Annotated in this window: 16 protein-coding genes; 11 read left to right on the plus strand and 5 right to left on the minus strand. The window is 65.4% G+C overall.

Annotated elements, in window-relative coordinates; translation table 11 throughout:
* Nucleotides 1–27: 27 nt before the first annotated feature.
* Together KF757_13055 and KF757_13060 are read left to right on the plus strand one after the other, a co-directional pair.
* Nucleotides 28–660, plus strand: coding sequence for a hypothetical protein (locus tag KF757_13055; GenBank protein MBX3323907.1), 633 nt, complete (start codon nucleotides 28–30; stop codon nucleotides 658–660).
* Nucleotides 635–3,271, plus strand: a complete 2,637-nt coding sequence (locus KF757_13060) for a serine/threonine protein kinase (protein ID MBX3323908.1) — start codon at nucleotides 635–637, stop codon at nucleotides 3,269–3,271. The genes KF757_13055 and KF757_13060 overlap by 26 nt, the downstream gene beginning before the upstream one ends.
* Nucleotides 3,272–3,405: 134 nt before the next feature.
* On the opposite strand, the gene KF757_13065 is transcribed toward KF757_13060, so the two are convergent.
* Nucleotides 3,406–4,656, minus strand: coding sequence for a hypothetical protein (locus KF757_13065; protein ID MBX3323909.1), 1,251 nt, complete (start codon nucleotides 4,654–4,656; stop codon nucleotides 3,406–3,408).
* Nucleotides 4,657–5,042: 386 nt separating this feature from the next.
* Here KF757_13065 and KF757_13070 point away from each other — a divergent pair, with 386 nt between their 5' ends.
* From KF757_13070 to KF757_13100, 7 genes are all read left to right on the plus strand, one after another.
* Nucleotides 5,043–5,954: a ParA family protein gene (locus KF757_13070; GenBank protein MBX3323910.1), complete on the plus strand. Its 912-nt coding sequence runs from the start codon at nucleotides 5,043–5,045 to the stop codon at nucleotides 5,952–5,954.
* Nucleotides 5,955–5,956: 2 nt separating this feature from the next.
* A complete protein-coding gene (locus KF757_13075) occupies nucleotides 5,957–6,370 on the plus strand; it encodes a hypothetical protein (protein MBX3323911.1) in 414 nt (137 codons plus the stop codon).
* 314 nt (nucleotides 6,371–6,684) lie between these two features.
* Nucleotides 6,685–7,035, plus strand: coding sequence for a DUF2958 domain-containing protein (locus KF757_13080; GenBank protein MBX3323912.1), 351 nt, complete (start codon nucleotides 6,685–6,687; stop codon nucleotides 7,033–7,035).
* Nucleotides 7,028–7,795, plus strand: a complete 768-nt coding sequence (locus KF757_13085) for a hypothetical protein (protein MBX3323913.1) — start codon at nucleotides 7,028–7,030, stop codon at nucleotides 7,793–7,795. The genes KF757_13080 and KF757_13085 overlap by 8 nt, the downstream gene beginning before the upstream one ends.
* A 333-nt stretch (nucleotides 7,796–8,128) precedes the next feature.
* Nucleotides 8,129–8,818 carry a hypothetical protein gene (locus KF757_13090; GenBank protein ID MBX3323914.1) on the plus strand — a complete coding sequence of 230 codons (690 nt, stop codon included), beginning with the start codon at nucleotides 8,129–8,131 and terminating at the stop codon, nucleotides 8,816–8,818.
* Nucleotides 8,818–9,516, plus strand: a complete 699-nt coding sequence (locus KF757_13095) for a replication-relaxation family protein (GenBank protein MBX3323915.1) — start codon at nucleotides 8,818–8,820, stop codon at nucleotides 9,514–9,516. The genes KF757_13090 and KF757_13095 overlap by 1 nt, the downstream gene beginning before the upstream one ends.
* A 3-nt stretch (nucleotides 9,517–9,519) precedes the next feature.
* A complete protein-coding gene (locus tag KF757_13100; GenBank protein ID MBX3323916.1) occupies nucleotides 9,520–12,597 on the plus strand; it encodes a type IV secretory system conjugative DNA transfer family protein in 3,078 nt (1,025 codons plus the stop codon).
* Nucleotides 12,598–12,944: 347 nt separating this feature from the next.
* On the opposite strand, the gene KF757_13105 is transcribed toward KF757_13100, so the two are convergent.
* On the minus strand, nucleotides 12,945–13,211 hold the full coding sequence (locus KF757_13105) for a hypothetical protein (protein MBX3323917.1): 267 nt from the start codon (nucleotides 13,209–13,211) through the stop codon (nucleotides 12,945–12,947).
* Between the two features lie 258 nt (nucleotides 13,212–13,469).
* On the opposite strand from KF757_13105, the gene KF757_13110 reads away from it, so the two are divergent.
* The gene (locus tag KF757_13110) at nucleotides 13,470–14,981 is read left to right on the plus strand and encodes an ankyrin repeat domain-containing protein (protein MBX3323918.1); all 1,512 of its coding nucleotides are present in this window, start codon (nucleotides 13,470–13,472) and stop codon (nucleotides 14,979–14,981) included.
* A gap of 196 nt (nucleotides 14,982–15,177) precedes the next feature.
* Here KF757_13110 and KF757_13115 read toward each other — a convergent pair whose 3' ends face one another.
* The 3 genes from KF757_13115 to KF757_13125 are packed head-to-tail and all read right to left on the minus strand — an operon-like array spanning nucleotide 15,178 to nucleotide 17,058.
* A complete protein-coding gene (locus tag KF757_13115; GenBank protein ID MBX3323919.1) occupies nucleotides 15,178–16,059 on the minus strand; it encodes an ImmA/IrrE family metallo-endopeptidase in 882 nt (293 codons plus the stop codon).
* Nucleotides 16,043–16,432, minus strand: coding sequence for a hypothetical protein (locus tag KF757_13120; protein MBX3323920.1), 390 nt, complete (start codon nucleotides 16,430–16,432; stop codon nucleotides 16,043–16,045). The genes KF757_13115 and KF757_13120 overlap by 17 nt, the downstream gene beginning before the upstream one ends.
* Entirely contained in the window at nucleotides 16,429–17,058 is a 630-nt protein-coding gene (locus tag KF757_13125) for a sigma-70 family RNA polymerase sigma factor (GenBank protein MBX3323921.1), read from the minus strand. The genes KF757_13120 and KF757_13125 overlap by 4 nt, the downstream gene beginning before the upstream one ends.
* A gap of 177 nt (nucleotides 17,059–17,235) precedes the next feature.
* Between KF757_13125 and KF757_13130 the strand changes: the two genes are divergently transcribed.
* The gene (locus tag KF757_13130) at nucleotides 17,236–17,469 is read left to right on the plus strand and encodes a DUF2188 domain-containing protein (GenBank protein ID MBX3323922.1); all 234 of its coding nucleotides are present in this window, start codon (nucleotides 17,236–17,238) and stop codon (nucleotides 17,467–17,469) included.
* Nucleotides 17,470–17,741: the final 272 nt, after the last annotated feature.

Below are 17,741 nucleotides of genomic sequence, written 5' to 3' on the forward strand. Positions count from 1 at the left end.
TCTGCTCAACTGTTCCGGAATCATCACATGAGCACGCAAGTCCCTATCCCAAATGGAGATGGCGCAGACCCGGGACTCTCGGAGGCGACCCTAACGCCAGCCGAGATCGCCCTGGCGCTGGAGACCTACTATCCTCGCTTGAAGGGGCTTGTTTGGGCCCAAATGGTCAAGCTGACCGGTCGGAGCCCAGACCAGTTCACCGAAACTCCCACCGTTCACACCAACGACCTCTGCATGGCCCTGCTCAATCAGCGGAAGCCCTTCCGTGACGCGGAGCACCTGATGGCGGTGGCCTCGATCCGGTGCACGCGGATCGTCGTTGACTATTTGCGCAAGCGTGGTCGAGCAAAGCGCGGGGGCGGCAACCGTGGCGTGCCGCTCGCGACCGACACCCCGGACGGCCGCCCCGGCCCCGAGGCCTGGCTCATGCGTGATGGGATCGAGGATGCCCTGACGCGGTTCGCAGAGGAGCACCCAAGGAAGTCACAGGCGCTCATGCTGCGGGCGTTCATGGGACGCTCGACAGCAGACATCTCGGAGATGCTCGGTATCTCCACCGCCACGGTTGAACGCGAACTGAAAGCAGCCAGAGCGTACCTCCAAGCATCATTGAGTGATTGGAATGAGTCGATCGATGAACGATCCGCCACCCACAAGTGACCGCCAGCGTCTTGCGGCATTAGCGGTGAAGGTGATCGAGGCAGACCCGGGCGAGCGTGACGCGCTCATCGCAGAGGCGACCGCGAACCGACCCGACCTGCAAGACAAACTCGTGCGCATTATCGAGGAGTCCTCTTCGCCCGACGCGGGGGATCCGCTCGATGCTCTGGGCGAGATCTTCCGACTGGCAGTCGCTGATATGCCGAGCGAGCCGTTCGACCAGAGCGGAACGCAGATCGACCGCTACAGGTTGGTGCGGCTCCTCGGCGCCGGTGCATATGGCGCGGTGTACCTTGCTGAACAAGAGCAGCCGGTGCGCCGGTCAGTCGCGATCAAGGTCATCAAGCTCGGCATGGACTCCGCATCAGTGCTCGCTCGCTTCGAGCAGGAGCGGCAGGTTCTGGCTCTCATGGATCACCCGGGCGTTGCTCGGATTCTTGACGGCGGGGCCACGACCCAGGGGACACCGTACTTTGTCATGGAGTATGTGGACGGCGACCCGATCACCGTGTTTTGCGACCGGAACCGGCTCGGCGTCAAGAACCGTCTCAGCCTGTTTGCCTCGGTATGCGAGGCCGTCCAGCACGCGCATATGAGGGGGGTGATCCACCGCGACCTAAAGCCCAGCAACATTCTGGTCCATGAAGGGGAAGACAATACACCCCGGGCAAAGGTCATCGACTTCGGGATTGCCAAAGCGGTACTCGGGCCGACAACACCGGCGGCGACACTCACGCAACGCGACGAGCTTGTCGGAACGTTGGAGTACATGAGCCCCGAGCAGGCTCGCGGCGGATCTCTCGGAGTCGATGTTCGAGCCGACGTCTATTCTCTCGGCGCCGTGCTGTACGAGTTGCTCGCGGGGCAGCTTCCATTCGACCCGAAAGATCTGCGCGCACGGGGGACTGCGGGCGCTTGCGAACTGATCAGCACCAAGGATCCCCTCAGGCCGAGCGCACGCCTTGCCGCCGCCGGTGAAGCGGCTGGCACGATCGCTGGTGACCGATCGATGTCGGTGTCGACGCTCACCGACTCTCTGCGACGCGAACTGGAGTGGATCCCTCTGTACGCGATGCGGAAGGACCGCGAGCACCGTTATCAATCCGTACAGCAACTGGGCGACGACATCCGCGCCTACTTGCGCGGGCACGCACTGGTTGCCGGTCCGGAGAGCACCACATATAGGGTGCGCAAGTTCGCCAGAAGGCATCGCACGGGGGTTGCGGTCGGCGTCGCGATCATGGCCGCGCTCGGACTCGGCGCCTTCGGGCTGACGGCCGGGCTGCTCCGAGCGAATGCCGCGCTCCGTATCGCAGACGCACGAGCTGACCAACTCGACCGGCTGTCCGCGTTCCTTGAGCAAACCATCGGCGGCGTCGACCCTGTCATTGCGCAGGGGATGGACCGGCAGTTGTTCGTGCGGGTGCTTCAATCGTCCGAGGCCGCGCTCGACGCGACATCCTTTGACGCACCGCGGGAGTTTCGCGTACGGCTCATGCTGGCGCGCGCGTATCAGACGCTCGGCGAGCCGGAGCATGGGCGGCCGCACGTCCGTCGCCTAGAGGAGCTCCAAGACGCGGCGCAGCCCGACGCTCTAAGCGTCGCGCAGTTGCTTGAACATCGCTACTGGCTTCTCAAGCATGACAACGAGATGGCCGAGTCCGAGCTGCTGCTCAACGACATGATCGCCCACTGCGACGCTCGATTGGGTCGCACGAGCATCCAGGCGATCCACGCCGTCTGCTGGCTCGCGGACACGCATGCCGTTCGACGGGACGGTGTGCCGCAGCGGGAGGACGTCATCCGATCTCTGCTTGCAGATGCGGAGTCCCGCGCGGTTGAAGGCTTCGGCAAAGGCTCTGAGCAGCATGCCGATGTTCTCCACGCGGCGTCAACGGTGCTGCACTTTCTGGGCGCCGGCAGCAAAGAGGAGGCAGCCGAGTACGGATCACGCGCGGTGCAGATGTACGCAGACGCTCTCGGCCCGGGCTCGGTGCAGTCAATCGCGGCAACCGCGCGACTCGCGTCGCATTTGCTGTTCGTGCCCGACTATGACGAGTGCATCCGTCTGTATCGGAGCGTTGTCGAGTCGGCCCGACAAGTCCTGGGCGAACAGCACAGCGTGACGAGCAGCATTCATAGCGGGCTCGGCCGAGCGTTGCTGTGGCGAGAGAAGCCCGCGGACCTCTTGGACGCCATTGAACACCTGACCACGGCGGTTGACTTGTACCGTTCCGGCGGACCTCGGCATCGAGGCGCGTACCTCAGCAGCGCCAACTGGCTGGTCATCGCGTTGTCGAGGAACGGTCAGCTTCAGGCCGCGCTCGAACTCGCACGGGAGAGCAGTGAGGTCGCCGTGGAAGTGGCGCATGTTCCGGCGTTCGATGCCATTGTTGCGGTGGTATGCCAGCGAAGCGGTGAGGTGGATCAGGACGCGCTCGCAGAACAGCACCTGATCTCAATGTACAGCGCCGCATGCGCGCGTCATGGCGACGACACAGCGATCGCTCGCTCGACGGCCAAAGCCGTTGCTGCGTTCCACAAGCGCAAGGGCAATGAAGAGTCCGCACGGGAATGGGCCGCGCGCGGAAGTGTTCCCGTATCCCAATAATGAGTAGCCAGGGGACGCCTTCGATCGCACCGCGACGAGATCGCCGAGCCGTCGCACTTGAGCATGGTTCAAGAGGGGGCTTGACTGCCCGTCCGGCGCCTTTCACAGTCGGATTGTCCGGCTATGAAGAGCCCTCAGGCTCGGGCCGAGCCGGCAGGCGCGAAGTGCGGCGATCCCGCCGCCCGCGACCCTCCCCGCCGGGCCAGCGTGGGCGAGCCCGACGGTGACGGTCGCAGACGGCAGGCGAAGCCCATTGTGGACGGGGGTCCGGTGGGGTGACCCGGTCCAGGCGGTCCGGCCCTTGCAGACCCGTCACGAGCCATGATGACGCGAACGACTGTGAGTTCGCCCGGGGACCTGGGCTTCGATGCGGCCGCTCGCGCCGCGTCCTCATCGCGTTGGGCCGGTCGGTCCCAACGTCGGCCTCCCACGAGATACCGGAACAACCCCATCGGACTGCGCGTGCCGAGCCGTGCGGCGTACTGGGCGCACGCATGCACCGCGAGTCGGCTCGCCTCGCATCGAACAACAGTCCTCGATCTGACCAGATCCTCGAACTCCCGTTCCACAAACCCCCTGTCCCTCAGCCGCTCGCGCTGGATGCCCGGCTTGCGCGGCGACCGAGGCTCGCTCCTGGTTCTTGAATGACAGCGAAGCTGTTCCTGGTTCTTTGGGGGTGCCAATATGCGCCCACAGTGAGGGCGCGGGGGTGTCAAACCGCGACGGGCAATGCCACCCCCGGAGCGCACACGCATCACCGCTCCGTGCCGGTTGAGCACATGCTGGGGCGTGTCAATGCGTTCCAGCCAGCCGGCTGCCATCAGTTCGCGACGACCGCGGCGGATGCTCCGCAGGCTCACGCCCAGGCTCTCTGCCAACTCGCCCGCCTTGGCCGTTCCTCCGGAGACGCAGGACGGTCCGCGCCAGTACATGCAGCGGAGCAGGTGCCCCACCGCCGCGGCGATGCTCGCCCGCGACCCTTGCCCCGCCAGGAACCGAGCCAGCCGTCGCGGTACCGGCACACGTCTCCGGAGATTGCGGAAGTACCCGTCGTCGATGTGCGACTCCACGCGGCGCTGTTCGATGAGAGACTGCACTTGCGACAGCCGCGAGAGCTGGCGCGATGCGGCACGCTTCGAACCGGACAACTCGCGGAGCAGTTCGCCCGCTGCGGCGGTGGCTACCCCCTGCCGACCCGCGGCGTGCGCGGCTCGAAGCTCCAGGCCTGCCAACCACAACCGGAGATCGCGCAGCTCGATCGCCCGCTCCGCGTAGATGCTCCAGGCCGCGAGCAGTTCATCGGCCGTCACTGGTGTGAAACCGCCGGCGACTCGCGTCGAGACCAGCGCATGTCTGGGCCTGTAGCCCCTTCGTTGTGAATCCATACACCCCCATTTCACAAGCGACGCGGACGGAAGAGGTCGTCCGGCACAGCCGCCGACGATGCGGGGATTGACGGCGCAGGCCAACCTGTGGCAGGCTTGCCGTGAAAGAACACCCACACAGCGTCGGACGGGTGGCCAGACCCGCTCCGAACGCGACTCACACACCATCCACTCCAACAGAAGACGATGCCCCCTCACCTTACGGATGCGCCGGGCATCGCGCAAGATCCGAAAATCCGCACGCCAGGTTGCGGGCATGCCCGCTTGCGGCTGTCCGCAAGCGCTCGGGCAATTGCACTTTCGTGTTGCATCAAGCGGGCACAGTGCGCTATGTGTGGTGCATGCCCGCCGGCGCGAAGGCGCGCCGGCCATCGCACAGGAGGACTATGGCTGAACATCACCACCAGCGGACCCCGACCGTCATTGGAGTCGGCAACCAGAAGGGCGGGGTCGGCAAGACCACCACCGCCGTGAATCTCGCCGCCGCCCTCGGGGAGCGCGGCAGGCGCGTCCTGCTCATTGATCTGGACCCCGCGGCCGGAGCGACCCGGCATCTGGGCATCGACGGCGTCGAGTTCGAGGGCACGCTCGAACTGCTCTGTGGCGACTCAACGCTTGAGCCGCTGGCGATCACGGACGGGATGCCGTCGGGCGTCGCGCTCGTCCCCGCGCGGCATGACCTCGCATCGCTTCACAAGCGACTACCCAAGTTCACCGACCCCGCGGCATTGCTCGCACCTGCCGTCACTCAGGGTGCTGGGTACGACTACATCTTGCTTGACACCAGCCCGCACCCCGCGGACATCGCAACGATCGCGGCCTACGGCGCGTCACACTGGTTTGTGCTCACCGCATTGCCGCACTTTCTGTCGCTGGCGGGACTCACGGAGGCGTGTCGAGACATCGCTGACATTCGTCGTCTTCGGAACCCTCACTTGCAAGTGCTCGGCGTGCTGCTGTGTGCGGTCGATGAACGGGCGACTCGGGCGAGGTCCGAGATCGCGTCCCACGTGCGCCGAGCCATGCCGGGCCGCCTGTTCACCACCCGCATCGCCCAGGCAACGGCGGTTCAGGAGTGCGTTCTTGATGGCGTGTCGATTGTGAACCACCCAAAGCATCGCGACCATCCTGCAGCGCACGCGTTCCGCCGCCTGGCCGCGGAGGTTGAGCACCGGGTCGCCCACCCGAAAGCGTTCCTCTCGTGGTGCGACCGATGCTCAGGGCGCGGGGGTGAGAGCGAGGACTTCCAGAGTGAGTTCGAAGATGCGTCTACCCGCGTCGCTGCACAGGGAGCGTGACGGTGGCGAGGCTACGCTCGACCGCAGAGAATCGCAGCGCCGTCGGCAGACTGCTCGATTCTGACGCCTTCGCCGCGGCGGCGCAGACAAGCCGTGATGCGCCGGCTGAGACCGTGCGCGTGGCGACTCGCTTCCGCAAGCGCCAAGTGATCCTCGATGACTCGGCAACCGACCGGCTCGAACGTCTTACCGACGGGCTACGCCGCGCGACGGGCACGCGTCTGACCACGAGCCATGCGCTCCGGGCGCTGCTCGCGCTCGTCGAGCCGGCCATCGATGAACTCGGCCTGATCAGATCACCGACAGAGGCGATGTACCTTCCCAACAACGCCCCGCGGTTCGATGGGGAACGCCGACGGTTCGAGCAATCCTTAGCAGGGATGATTCGTGCCGCGTGGTCCGCGCGGCGCGTCTGACCACGCCGCCGCCCACGGGCTCGCGTGCCGCTCCCCCTCGCCCCGGCTGCGGAGAGCGAGGGCCCGCCGTCTACCACCGCCACCCCAAAGGCCGCGGCCAGTCGCGGCTGCGCCGCTTGGTGTCACGCCCTTTGCCTTCGGTGCATCCGCCCCGACGGCGAGCCATCCCTCGCATCGCAAGAACCTCAACCGGCCCTGCCTCTCTTACGAGAGGGCCGGTCGAGGTTCCGTGTGGGGGACCCACCTAAGGCCTTTGAGACGAACACGAGCGCCGGGGTGATTCGCGCCGACGCCGCAACAAAGTGGAGGAACACATGCTACTGATGACAGAAGAACTGCGGCGCAAGCTGCCGCCCCTATACAGTACGGAGCACTCGCCGGAAGTCGTCGCGCTCGCCAAATTCTTTACGCCGTGGTCCGACTGGACGTGGTACGCCGTCGAGTTTGACGGCATGGACACATTCTTTGGGCTCGTCGAGGGATTCGAGCGCGAGTGGGGATACTTCAGTCTGAGCGAGCTGGAGTCCACGCGCGGACCCGGGGGGTTCAGTATCCAGCGGGACTACTTTTTCGAGCCCATGGTGCTCAGCAAGCGCTCCGGCGCTCTCGGCGGAGAGACCCCCGCTCAGCCGTTGACTTCGACCGACGGAGCGTGCGATGAGTAGCCGCGTCGACGCCCGGTGTGAGCTCGCCACTTCACACCAGCCCGAGCATCCACGCAGCAGCCTGCGGACCGCCGCGCAACGAGCCCGCATCCACGCGAAGGCGATGAGCTCGATGCTTTCGGTGCCGCTTCGGAATCCGGCATGGGGGAACGCGGGCTACCGCGGCAACTGCGATGGCACGCTCATCAAGAATCTCATTCTTCGATATGACGGCGTGCGCTCCATCGCCGACCCGATGGAAGGCTCGGGCACGACACGCGACGTGGTCGCATGGCTCAACGGCCAGCTCGGGCTCGGACTCACCTACTGGGGTGGAGACCTTCGCAGCGGGTTCAATCTGCTCAAGCGTTCATTGCCCGGCAAGTACGACCTGGTCTGGCTGCACCCACCGTATTGGGACATCATTCGGTATTCCGACCATGCCGCTGACCTGAGCACGTCAGCCGACTACACCCTGTTCCTGACCCGGCTCCGGCGTTGCTTGGCACGATGCGCGGAGGCGGTTGCGCCCGGAGGTCGCCTCGCGGTCCTCGTGGGAGATGTCCGCAGGAATGGCCGGTACTACTGCCTGGCGCGGGACGTGATGAACATGGCCGGCGACCTCGGCGAGCTCTCGGCCGTCATCATCAAGGCCCAGCACAATGTGCGCTCCAACTCCAAGCACTACAGCGGGATGGTCGAGCCCCGCATCCAGCACGAAACCTGCGTTGTCTTCCGCAAGCCCTTGACCAGGGAACGATGGAGGCCAGCGGGGGGATGACCGCTCGCTCAGGCTGCGCCAGGGGGTGGGGGTGACTCCCCGCCGCCACACCGACGCGTCCCTCAACACAACCCAAACACTTCGGAGGCATGCTCCGCCCCCGCCAGAGCGCGTTCGCCACGAGGGGGTGGGTATGCGTGCGGGGGGTTTTTCTTCGCCGCGTGATGGAGCCGCCGCGCGTCTGACGCGGTCCTCGGTGCCCTGTGCATGCCCCTGAGCATGCCCTGCACCTCAGAGACACCCTTTCAATCAGTTCCCGATCCCCGTTCATCGGCCTCCAGCCACGATTTCACCCACCCCAAAGCACCAGAGTGAACCCCCCGCAAGACAACAATGAGCAGGCTCACACCACGCTCCGAGTCCCCAGCGCTGCTCCGGCTGACCGACCGGGACGAGGAGGTTCTGGTCACGCTCGCCACCAAGGTGCGATTGATGACGCTGGACCAGATCGTGCGCACCTGGTGGGGGCGCACTCCAGCATCGACCGCCACGAGAACAGCGTCGCGACGCCTCTTGCGCCTCGTGTCATCGGGGCATCTCGCAACCATGCGCCGGCCGGCGAGATCCGAGTTGCGCCTCACAGCGCCTCTGGCCGTCTGGAAGCCGGGCCGCCCGAAGCCGGCCTTCGCTTCACTCGCGCAAGTGGGCCGGAGCCGACTCCGGGGTCCGGTCCGCTCCACGCGGATCTATCTCGCATCCCCCGGCACTGCCCGCCGGATCTGCGGCGTCACGACACGCCCCCCGCGCCTCGGCGAAGTCACGCACGACCTGCACGTCGCTACGGTGTTTCTGTACTTCCGATTGCACCGAGCCCCAGAGGCCGCCCGCTGGCGAGCCGAGTGGATGCCCGACCCCGCGCGGCTGGCCGGGAAGCGTCGCACGCCCACGGCAACCCCGGACGCGCTCATCGAGCGGGCGCGTCACCCCACGGCGATCGAGTTCGTCGGGCACTACACGCCCGACAAGCTGCTCCGCCTGCACGAGCACTGCGCCGCACGACACACCACGTACGAGCTCTGGTGATGGACCATCACGACCGTGAACAACGCGTGCTCAAGCACATCGCCGCTTTCCGAGTGTCGTTGCGGGCGGTGATCGCACGGCTCTACTTCGACGATCGCAACAGCGCATGCCAGAACGTGCTCAGTCGGTTGAAGTCGCGCGGCTGGCTTATGTCGCATCAATCGTTCACAGGGACTCGGCTGGCCTACTACCAGCTCGGCGTGCGCGGCGTGCGTCACTTTCGACTGCCTCGAAACCGCGCGGAGCACTACGACGAGCGTGCGCTCAACACGCACCTTTGCATCCTGTGGTGGAGCTGCATGAGCAACACGCTGCGCTACCGAGTCGAACCGGACCAGGTCGCCGCGGCCATCGGATGCGAGACCCTCACAGGCGAGCACTGCATGCAGCCGAGCGACCGGGGTCCACGCTTTGTCCGCGTGTTCGTCCTCGGGCCGGACTCGGACGACCAGACAGCACTGTATCGCATCAAGGAGCGAATGCGAGAGGCCGCAGCAACCGCTGTTCTCTGCGACTGGGTGCGCCACTCACTCTACACGTTCGCCATTCTGACCGACTCCCCGCACCGGCTTCGTCGTCTGAAGGAGGCCGTCGCGAGCGATACGTTCGACCCCCCGGGACTCGTGCGCGTGTACCAGGCACCGGGCATCGCAACCCTGCCAAAGCACTTGGCGATGCGAGCCAGCAATCAGGAGTGACTCATGAACGATTCACGCTTCGAGACGCCGCACGTACCTCCTGTCGGCGCTATGGTCATGAAACGCTTTCCGCTTGAATACGACCCCACGTCAGCGACGCAGCTCAATGCGTCTCGACTTCCGCACCCGCTCAGCACCGCCGACATGTCGCTCGCGCACCGCTGCGAGCCATGGGAGGCCGACCGCGCGAAGCACGCGGTCGACATTCTGGGCTTGATGCCCACCGGCATGCTCGTGATGCTCGTGCTCTCGATCTCGGTGACCCGCATCGCCCCCTTCTATGTCGCGATCGGATTAGCGGGCCTGGTTGCGACGCTCATGCTGGTGTTGCTCTTCCGGGCTGGCCTGCTCTCGCCTCGGTACCTCCTGATCGCGGTGCTCGCGCCGGCCATGGGCATCGCGTTTCTCTACGCGGTCTCCAGCGTGATCGACGACCGCCTGCTGGTGACAGCCGTGCTCGCGAGCATCGGCGCTGTCCTCTTCCGGCTGCTCGGCACAGGCCCAGTGTCCTTCTATCAGCAGTGGATCCTGACCCATCCGCGGCTCACACCGTCGACACGCAAGGCGCTCAGCGCTGAGCGTGCCCCCGCGCCGATGTTCTGGCCGCTGTACCTGACCATGGTGATCGCCGTGCTTCTGCCGAGGTACTCCTCCGCGCTCGCGACCCTGCTGATCGCCGCGCTCAACACCGGCGTGGTGCTCTGGTGGCTCCGAGGCCGAGCGCCGCTTCGCGGAGCGCTCGATGCGCTCGGGCACTATCTCGCGTATGGGCGGGACGACGCCGGTGCTCCGGGCGTCTGGCGTCCGCGCGACCACCAGCGACGACGCCACTGGACCTTCGTGACTCTGCTTAGCACGATCTTCTTCACCCTCGGTCTCGGGCTCACCCTGTATGTGCCCGGCGATGTCGCACGCTTAGGGCTGTCGCGATTGCTGGTGACCGGCGCATCAGAATCGTTGCCGATCCGCAAGGTGTTTGACCATTCCACCGCTCCGGTGGACTGGGACAAGGCACCGCCCCCGCTCGTGCCCACGGTGAATCGACCGCAACTGCCGGAGATCGCACCGTCGGACACCCTTCGCGACTGGAAGATCGGCGCGAACGAGCGCGCCGCCCGCCTCAACGAACGGGTGCAACGAATCAGCAGTCAAGCGGACGCGGACGATGACCAGTTCCGTCGGCGGTATGTCGCGAGAGCGTTCCCATCGTTTATTCGCGACGAGATCGGAGACCGACCGCATACATGGCTCTTCGCGGTGCTCGCCGCGATCCTCCAGGGCCGGCTGCATTACGGGTGGCTCCTGCCGGTGTCCCTTCTGCTCGCCGCAACCCTGCCGAGTCTGGTTCTCCTTGCCGTCTACGCGCGGCCGCTCGCCTTCCTTATCGAGCTTCGTCAGCGGGTGGAAGGGAGTTCGGCGTCGCCAGGCCTGGACCACGCACCTGACCGGACGGAGTGGAACTGGCGCGTCGACCGCGTTGCTGAGTCGGTCCACACCGCGACCGAGCCCCTGTTTGGTTCGGCGGTCTATGAGGCCGACCACCTGTTCCTCGGAGTTGAGCCTTGCATGGGCTTCCCGGTGCTGCTCCACCGGCCGCTGTTGAATCAGCACTGCTACATCGTCGGCGAGACCGGTTCGGGCAAGACCAGCCTCGGCATCATGCCGATGCTGATCCAGCTCCTCCGTCAGCACATCGACCCCTCACGCGAAGACAGTGCGAGGAGCGAACCGCCCATCGTGATCCTTGACCTCAAGGGCGACCCTGCGCTGCTCCAGACCATCAAGGCAGAAGCCGACGCACGGCGAAAGCGTCACGGAGTGACGGACCCCAACGACCCACGCTACGCGTTCCGGCTCTTCACACCCGAGGTGGGTTCCGAATCGCATCATTTCAACCCGTTCGCGAGCATGGACTCCAAGCGCCGCTCACCGATGCAACTGTGCGAGCTCATCCTCGACTCGCTCGCCCTCTCACACGGCGAGGGATACGGCCGGAGCTACTACACCCGCCGCAACCGCATGATGCTCTACGAAGCCCTGCAGGACCCGGCCAAGCCTCGGTCGTTCGAGGAGCTCTATCAGGTGCTCGAACGCCTCGCTCGCCGCGAAGGCGCGGCCGATGTGTTCGAGCTGGCCGCCACCGTGCAGTCCCTGTCCCGCTACAAGAATCTCGCGTCGGACGGATCGGCGCTGCCCGAGTCGGCCACGATCCACTTGCCAACCGCGTTGGAGCACCGGCAGGTCGTGTACTTCTGGCTTCCCGCGGCGCTGGAAAGCGTGAGTGTGCGAGAGATCGCCAAGCTCGCGCTGTACTCGCTCCTCACCGCGGCCATCGACCGGCAGCGCGACGGAGCCCAGGACCGAGAGACCTACCTCTTCATCGACGAGTTTCAGCGCATCGCCGGCGAGAACTTCCGCATCATCCTGGAGCAGGCCCGCAGCTTCGGTGTCCGGGCCATCCTCGCCAACCAGAGCATCAGCGACCTCAAGACGCCCGACACCGACCTCCGGCCTGCCATCCGGACCAACACGCGTGTGAAGATGCACTTCTCGGTCACGGACCCGGGCGAGATGGAGGACCTCTGCACGATCAGCGGAGAGGAGCTTGCGATCTCGCAGTCCGTGGCGTGGCGCTTCGACAGTGTCAAGTATCGGCGATTGGGGGATGGATCGAGGGAGACGATGCAAGTGCCGCGGTGGAGCCTTGCCGGCATGACCGAGTCAACCACGCTGAAGTCGAGACTAACCAAGAGCGACATCATCCGCACTTCAGACCACCCGCAGGAGTTCATCCTGCACGTCTCTCAAGGGTCGGGCTACACCCAGTTCGGTGGCGTGCCGATCCCCGTTCAAACACGTTGGCCGATCCCGTTCAGCGTGTACAAGCGGCGAGCGATGGAGCCATGGCCAAATCTGGGTCGAGGCGTCGGCGTGAAGGCCGCCGTGCAGAAGCAATCCCCCCGGCAGATCGACGATGAGGCCCAGGTCGAGTTCCTGAAGCGAACGCGGCCGCTGGCAGAATCGGTCTACCGGGAACTCGAAAGGCAGTACGGACCCACGCCCGTCGAGGCTACGCCATGAGCGGTCCAAAAAAGACAAAAGAGCCAGGCTCTCTTGTCTTCCCGCACGTCGCCGGACACACGGTCCGACCGGCCTGCCGCGTCGCTGCTCCAGAAGAGGAGCTCCACGGGCGCTCTGGCGTGCGGGTCACGAGTTACAGGCGGGAGCACTGGGTCCCTTGCGGGTTGTCCCGCCTGCCGTTCCTCCTTCCCCAATCGGGGTTGCGGGAACGGGACGCAAAAAAAGAAGCCGGAGCTCCCGCCATCGCGGGACACACCGAGGCACCCTTGCCAAAGGCCATGGGCCTGTGGCAAGCTCACGAGCGCCGGGAAAGGGTGGACTTGTCTGTAAGGACAAGCCACCACAACCTATATCGCGAGGAACCGAACGGTAACCAGCAGAATCATGAGCAGAGATGCTCCGACGATGGCGCCGGAGAACACTGGTCTTCTGGCGAAACCGTACGGCAGGACGCGCGTGAGAGAGCGCGACTCTGCGCCGGTTCCATCAGAGAGGAACCAGACCTCTTCGCCGATGCGTTCGACGACCTCGGGCTTGCCCGGGGACATCTTCTGCACCACCGTGAAGTTCCTCGTGATCGGCCCCTTCTTTGTCTGTACGACGAGCTTTGCCATACATGTTCTCCTTTGGTTGTGCGGCCTTGCGGCCGCGAGTTGATACACCACAGCCATTGGCTCTGGCCTATCCAACCGGGAGACTTGGGGCCTCAAACCGCCGAGCATTGCCCGGCACCTCCTTTCCCGTTCTGGGTACTCGACCAAGACAGAAGGGGAAAAAATGACTTGTTGATGCGCACACCGCGCAACCGCCGCTCGCAGCGTATCACCCGGCCGCGTCGTTTCAAGGGCGTCGCCGCATCATGGAGAACCGCCATGACTCGCATCCTTGTGCTGATCGTTGCTCTGATGCTCTGTGCGCCTCTCACGCACGCGCAAGAAAATGTCTTGCCTGCCGTGCTCCAACTTCACGACGCGGTGAAGAGAGACAGCCGCGACCTCGTCGGGAAGATGCTCGACAGCAAGCCCGAGTTCGTGAACGCTGTCGATGGCCAAGGCATCCCGCCGCTCGCTTATGCGCCGAGCCCCCAGATGGCCGAGTTCCTCCTCCGTCGCGGCGCGAACATGCACCTCGCAATTGCTCATAGCACGGGCGGCGCGTGGACACCGCTCACGCATCACAGCCAGCGGGGGAGCGCGTCGATGCAAGCGGTGCTGGGTCGATACAACGGGTTCGCGTTGTATGACGGCAAGGACTCCACGGCGGTTGAGCGGCTGATCAGAGAGGTGCCCGCCACCGTCGGGTTCCACGAGCACACCACGGGGCGCACACTCTTGGCTGTGGCGGCCGGCGTCGGAGACATGAACGCCATACAGATGCTCTTGGCCGCCGGCGCGGACCCCAACGCACCGGACGTGTCCGGGCACGGGCCGGTCACGCATGCGGCTGCAGGCGGGAGCCCGGCGGCATACAAAGCACTCCGTGCTGCGGGGGCGGAACCTGACCTGCTCGCCGCCGTGGTTTTCGACGACATCAAGGTGATTCGCGCGATGCTTGCGGGCAACCCTGACAGCGTGCACAGCAGGTGCGTCCGACGGTTGACGCCACTACACAACGCCGCACTCGCGTCACGCGCTGACGTCGTTCGCTTGCTGATTGATTCAGGCGCCGATGTGAACGCGGGAAGCCACAGCAACTGGACGGCACTCCACGTCGCTTCCGAGCGAGGCGCGGAGGATGTGGTGCGCCTCCTTCTCAAGGCGGGTGCGTCGCCCACGGTTCAGACCAAGAACGGAACCTCGCCGCTCATGGAAGCGTGCAGGGAGTCCGAGACAGGTATTGCACGGATCTTGATCGCGGCGGCGCCTGAGACCGCGACGCAACGGGACAGCCGGGGGCTACTCCCGATCGCCTTCTTGAACATTGCGCCAGACCCGGCTCTGATGAGGCTGCTGATCGAGGCCGCCCCCAACGAAGCCGGCGGCGAGAGCTACTCGCGCGCGCTTGCGTTGGCGATACGCCACGGGCTTCATGACAGCGTTGACCTACTGCTTCGCGCCGGGGCCGACCCGCTCGGCACGGATAAGAACGGGAACACCGCGTTCCATGTGGCCGCGGAGTGGGGACGAGCCAGAATCATGGCCCGCCTGCTGGAGGGGGAGTACAGGGATTATCCGAATGTGGAACGCCGGACTCCGTTGCATCTGGCGGCGGTAAGTAACGACTCCGTCATCGTCGCGCTGCTGGCCGATGCCGGGGCCGCGTTGGATGCACGGGACAGGTCGAACCACACGTCGCTCCAGGCGGCGGGCGGTGCGAACCGCCCGAACGCTGTCAGAACCTTAGAGTCGATCGAGCGCTCGCGCGCTGCGAAGAGCGGACCGTGATCGGCCGGATTCGCCGGGCGTGGCGAATCCACAGCACATGACCCCCTAGGGCTCCGGTCGTCCGACAGGCCTGCGGCCGGGAGGCGATAAGCGTCGTCCCGCCATCGCCGCCGGGGCGGGGTCTGGGCGACCCCCGACGGCGATGGCGAGCCGACAGGTGATAGGCCGACTGATAGAACCGCTCGCGCGCGTTCCGCTACTCGTCATCGTCCCAGAGTTCGTCCTCGGGGACCGAGAGCATCACGACCAGCGTGTCCATGACACGGACGGGTAGATACGACTCGGTGACCGGGAGACGAGCCCGTAGGTCATCGTTGTAAATCCGGAACCAATCCCGCGCCCAGCCTCCGCGGTCAGTCACCGAAGCTGCTCCGGCTTCGAACTCTCCCCATGCCTGCTGTGCGCTCTTCGAGCGGAGCGGTCCGCGTTCACCGGGATAGACCCCGCGCTCAATGAGCGGAGCGCTGGGCTTGACCCAGATCACCTTGCCGTTCCGGACGGCGGCAACCGCCCCGAAGAAGTGCGAGCACTCGACAGCGCGGAGGGCCGCGCTGACAAACGATGTCTGAAACGTGCTGGCGACGAGGTCGATCAGTTCGACCGAAAGTTCCTCCTGATTGACCAGCGGTTTCACGAGCCGGTCGGGCATGAGGAGGTGCGCCGCGAAGCAGTCGGCCTGCCGCTCGACCGGTGTTGAAGCGACGAATTCACTGCGAGATGGGTGACTCTTCCCGCCGGAACGCAGGTACTCGTGATGGGCCTCGATAAAGAAGTGCCCGAGCTCGTGCGCGAGCGAGAACCTAGTTCGAGGCGCATGCCGTTGCTCACCCGGGCGGTCGTACTTGGTGTTGTAGAAGCAGAGGAACCGGTCCTTCGATGGGTGGTACTCCAGTCGGCCATCGAAAGAGGCCTTATAGTCGCCTGGGCACAGCCGGAGTATGCGCCTCTCTGTGGCGGCGATTGCGATGGGATCGATCGGGGTCTTACGGATGTCCAGGCGCTCGATGAGTGACTCGGCATCGCCACGCGCGATGTCGAGCCTGCGTTCAAATGCAGTTTGCTCAGGTTTCTTGGGCATCCTCGTCACCGTCGGGGGGGTCTTTGTCCTCATCGTCCTGCAGCGCTTCCTCGCGCTGACGCCGCATTTCTTCCTCGACCTCCGGATCGAGCTCGCCCTCGTTGCGATGCAGGCCGAGCACCTCACCAACCTCCTGATCGATCTCGGCGCTCCCGGCCGGCGAACCGGTTCGCTCGGCGTAGCTCCGCTCCACGGGTACACGCGAACTGGCGAGCCGGACGGCCTCCTCGATTTCCGCGTCCGACATGGGGAGCTCGGGCGCCGCGTCGTACTCCGCGGCGGCCTCCTCATCGGTGAGCGGCTGAAGATGCATCGCACGCTGCATCTCGTCAGCCATCTCCCGCCAGAATCTGTTGTCTCTTGGGTCGGTCATGGCCTGGTGTCCTCGCGATAAGCGCCGCGCCGAATCAATTCCTCCCTGAGCTTCTTCCTTGCCCGGTGACGGGCTTGATGAATGGCATTCTCAGTCGTGTCGCCCCACTCTGCGGCGAGGTCGCCTGCCGAGGCGACCTCATCGGGCGCCGTGTCCCCTCGCCAGAAAGCGAGGTCCGCCTCGATGACTCGCCGCCCCTTCGGCGGCAGGGCCGCGATGGCCTCGCGGATCTGCTCGGCGCGGCGTTCGGCCTCGCGCCGCTGCTTCGGGGCGGATGGCTGATTCGGCGGTCTCCTCTTGTCGTGGTCAATGTCTTCCTGCGCGGCCTCGCACGAGTGTCGGTTCTCTGCCCGCATCTCGGAGCAAGCGCACCGATGCGCGAGTTTCATGAACCAGACCCCCAGCGATCCCTTGTCCGGATCGAAGGAGTTGATCTTGTCCACTACACGGATCAGGGCGCGCTGCCATGCGTCCTCCCAGACGCGCGGGAACCGCTTCTCCAGATACCCCCGCACGCGCGGGCCGTGCTCCCGAATGAGCGCACGAATCCCGTCCTCCTCCCCGCAGGCGATCTGCAGGGCAATGTCATAGTCCGATTGCGTCGAGGCGTCTTCATCCATTTGCACGCTCGCTCGTTGTCCCGGCCGGCTCTGGAAGCAGTACGCCGGGCTCTTACGCCGCCCGCATTATTGCGATTCCGGCGGCCGTAAGGAGCCCACGTAGTCCATACAGAGGGGACGCAGTGTCCCCAGATCCCACGGAACGCTCCGCCGGAAGCCCCGGTGGACCAGGAGATTTCAGCTATGGCCAAGGGAAAGAATGTCCACGTCGTGCCGAACGGCACCAACTGGCAGGTGAAGCCGGAGGGTGGCAAGCCGGTCTCGAACCACCGGACGCAGACCGCAGCGACCAAAGCGGCGACGCCGATCGCGAAGCAGAACAAGGGTGAGGTCGTCATCCACCGCCCCAACGGGCAGATCCGGGACAAGGACTCCTACGGGAAGGACCCCAACCCGCCCAAGGACAAGAAGCACTGAGAAGCACGCGGCGAGGTCGCGGGGCGTGCCCGCGACTCTCAAGGCTTCAAGGAACAGAACGCCATGATCAGATCCATCAACCATCCCCAAGTCCCACCGCGACCGGTCGTGCCGGAGATTCCCCGGCCTCGTCCAGTCCCGGAGCGTCCCTTCCCTCCGGCAAGCCCCCGGCCGTATCCCGCGCCTCCGCATCCCGGACGGCCGATCATCACGAAGTGAACGCTCGCGCACCCGCTCCCGCCCCACCATGTGGTGGCGGTTTCTTTGCGCGC

The sequence above is a fragment of the Phycisphaeraceae bacterium genome (genome assembly GCA_019636795.1).
In the GTDB taxonomy this organism is placed as follows: Bacteria; Planctomycetota; Phycisphaerae; order Phycisphaerales; family UBA1924; genus JAHBWW01.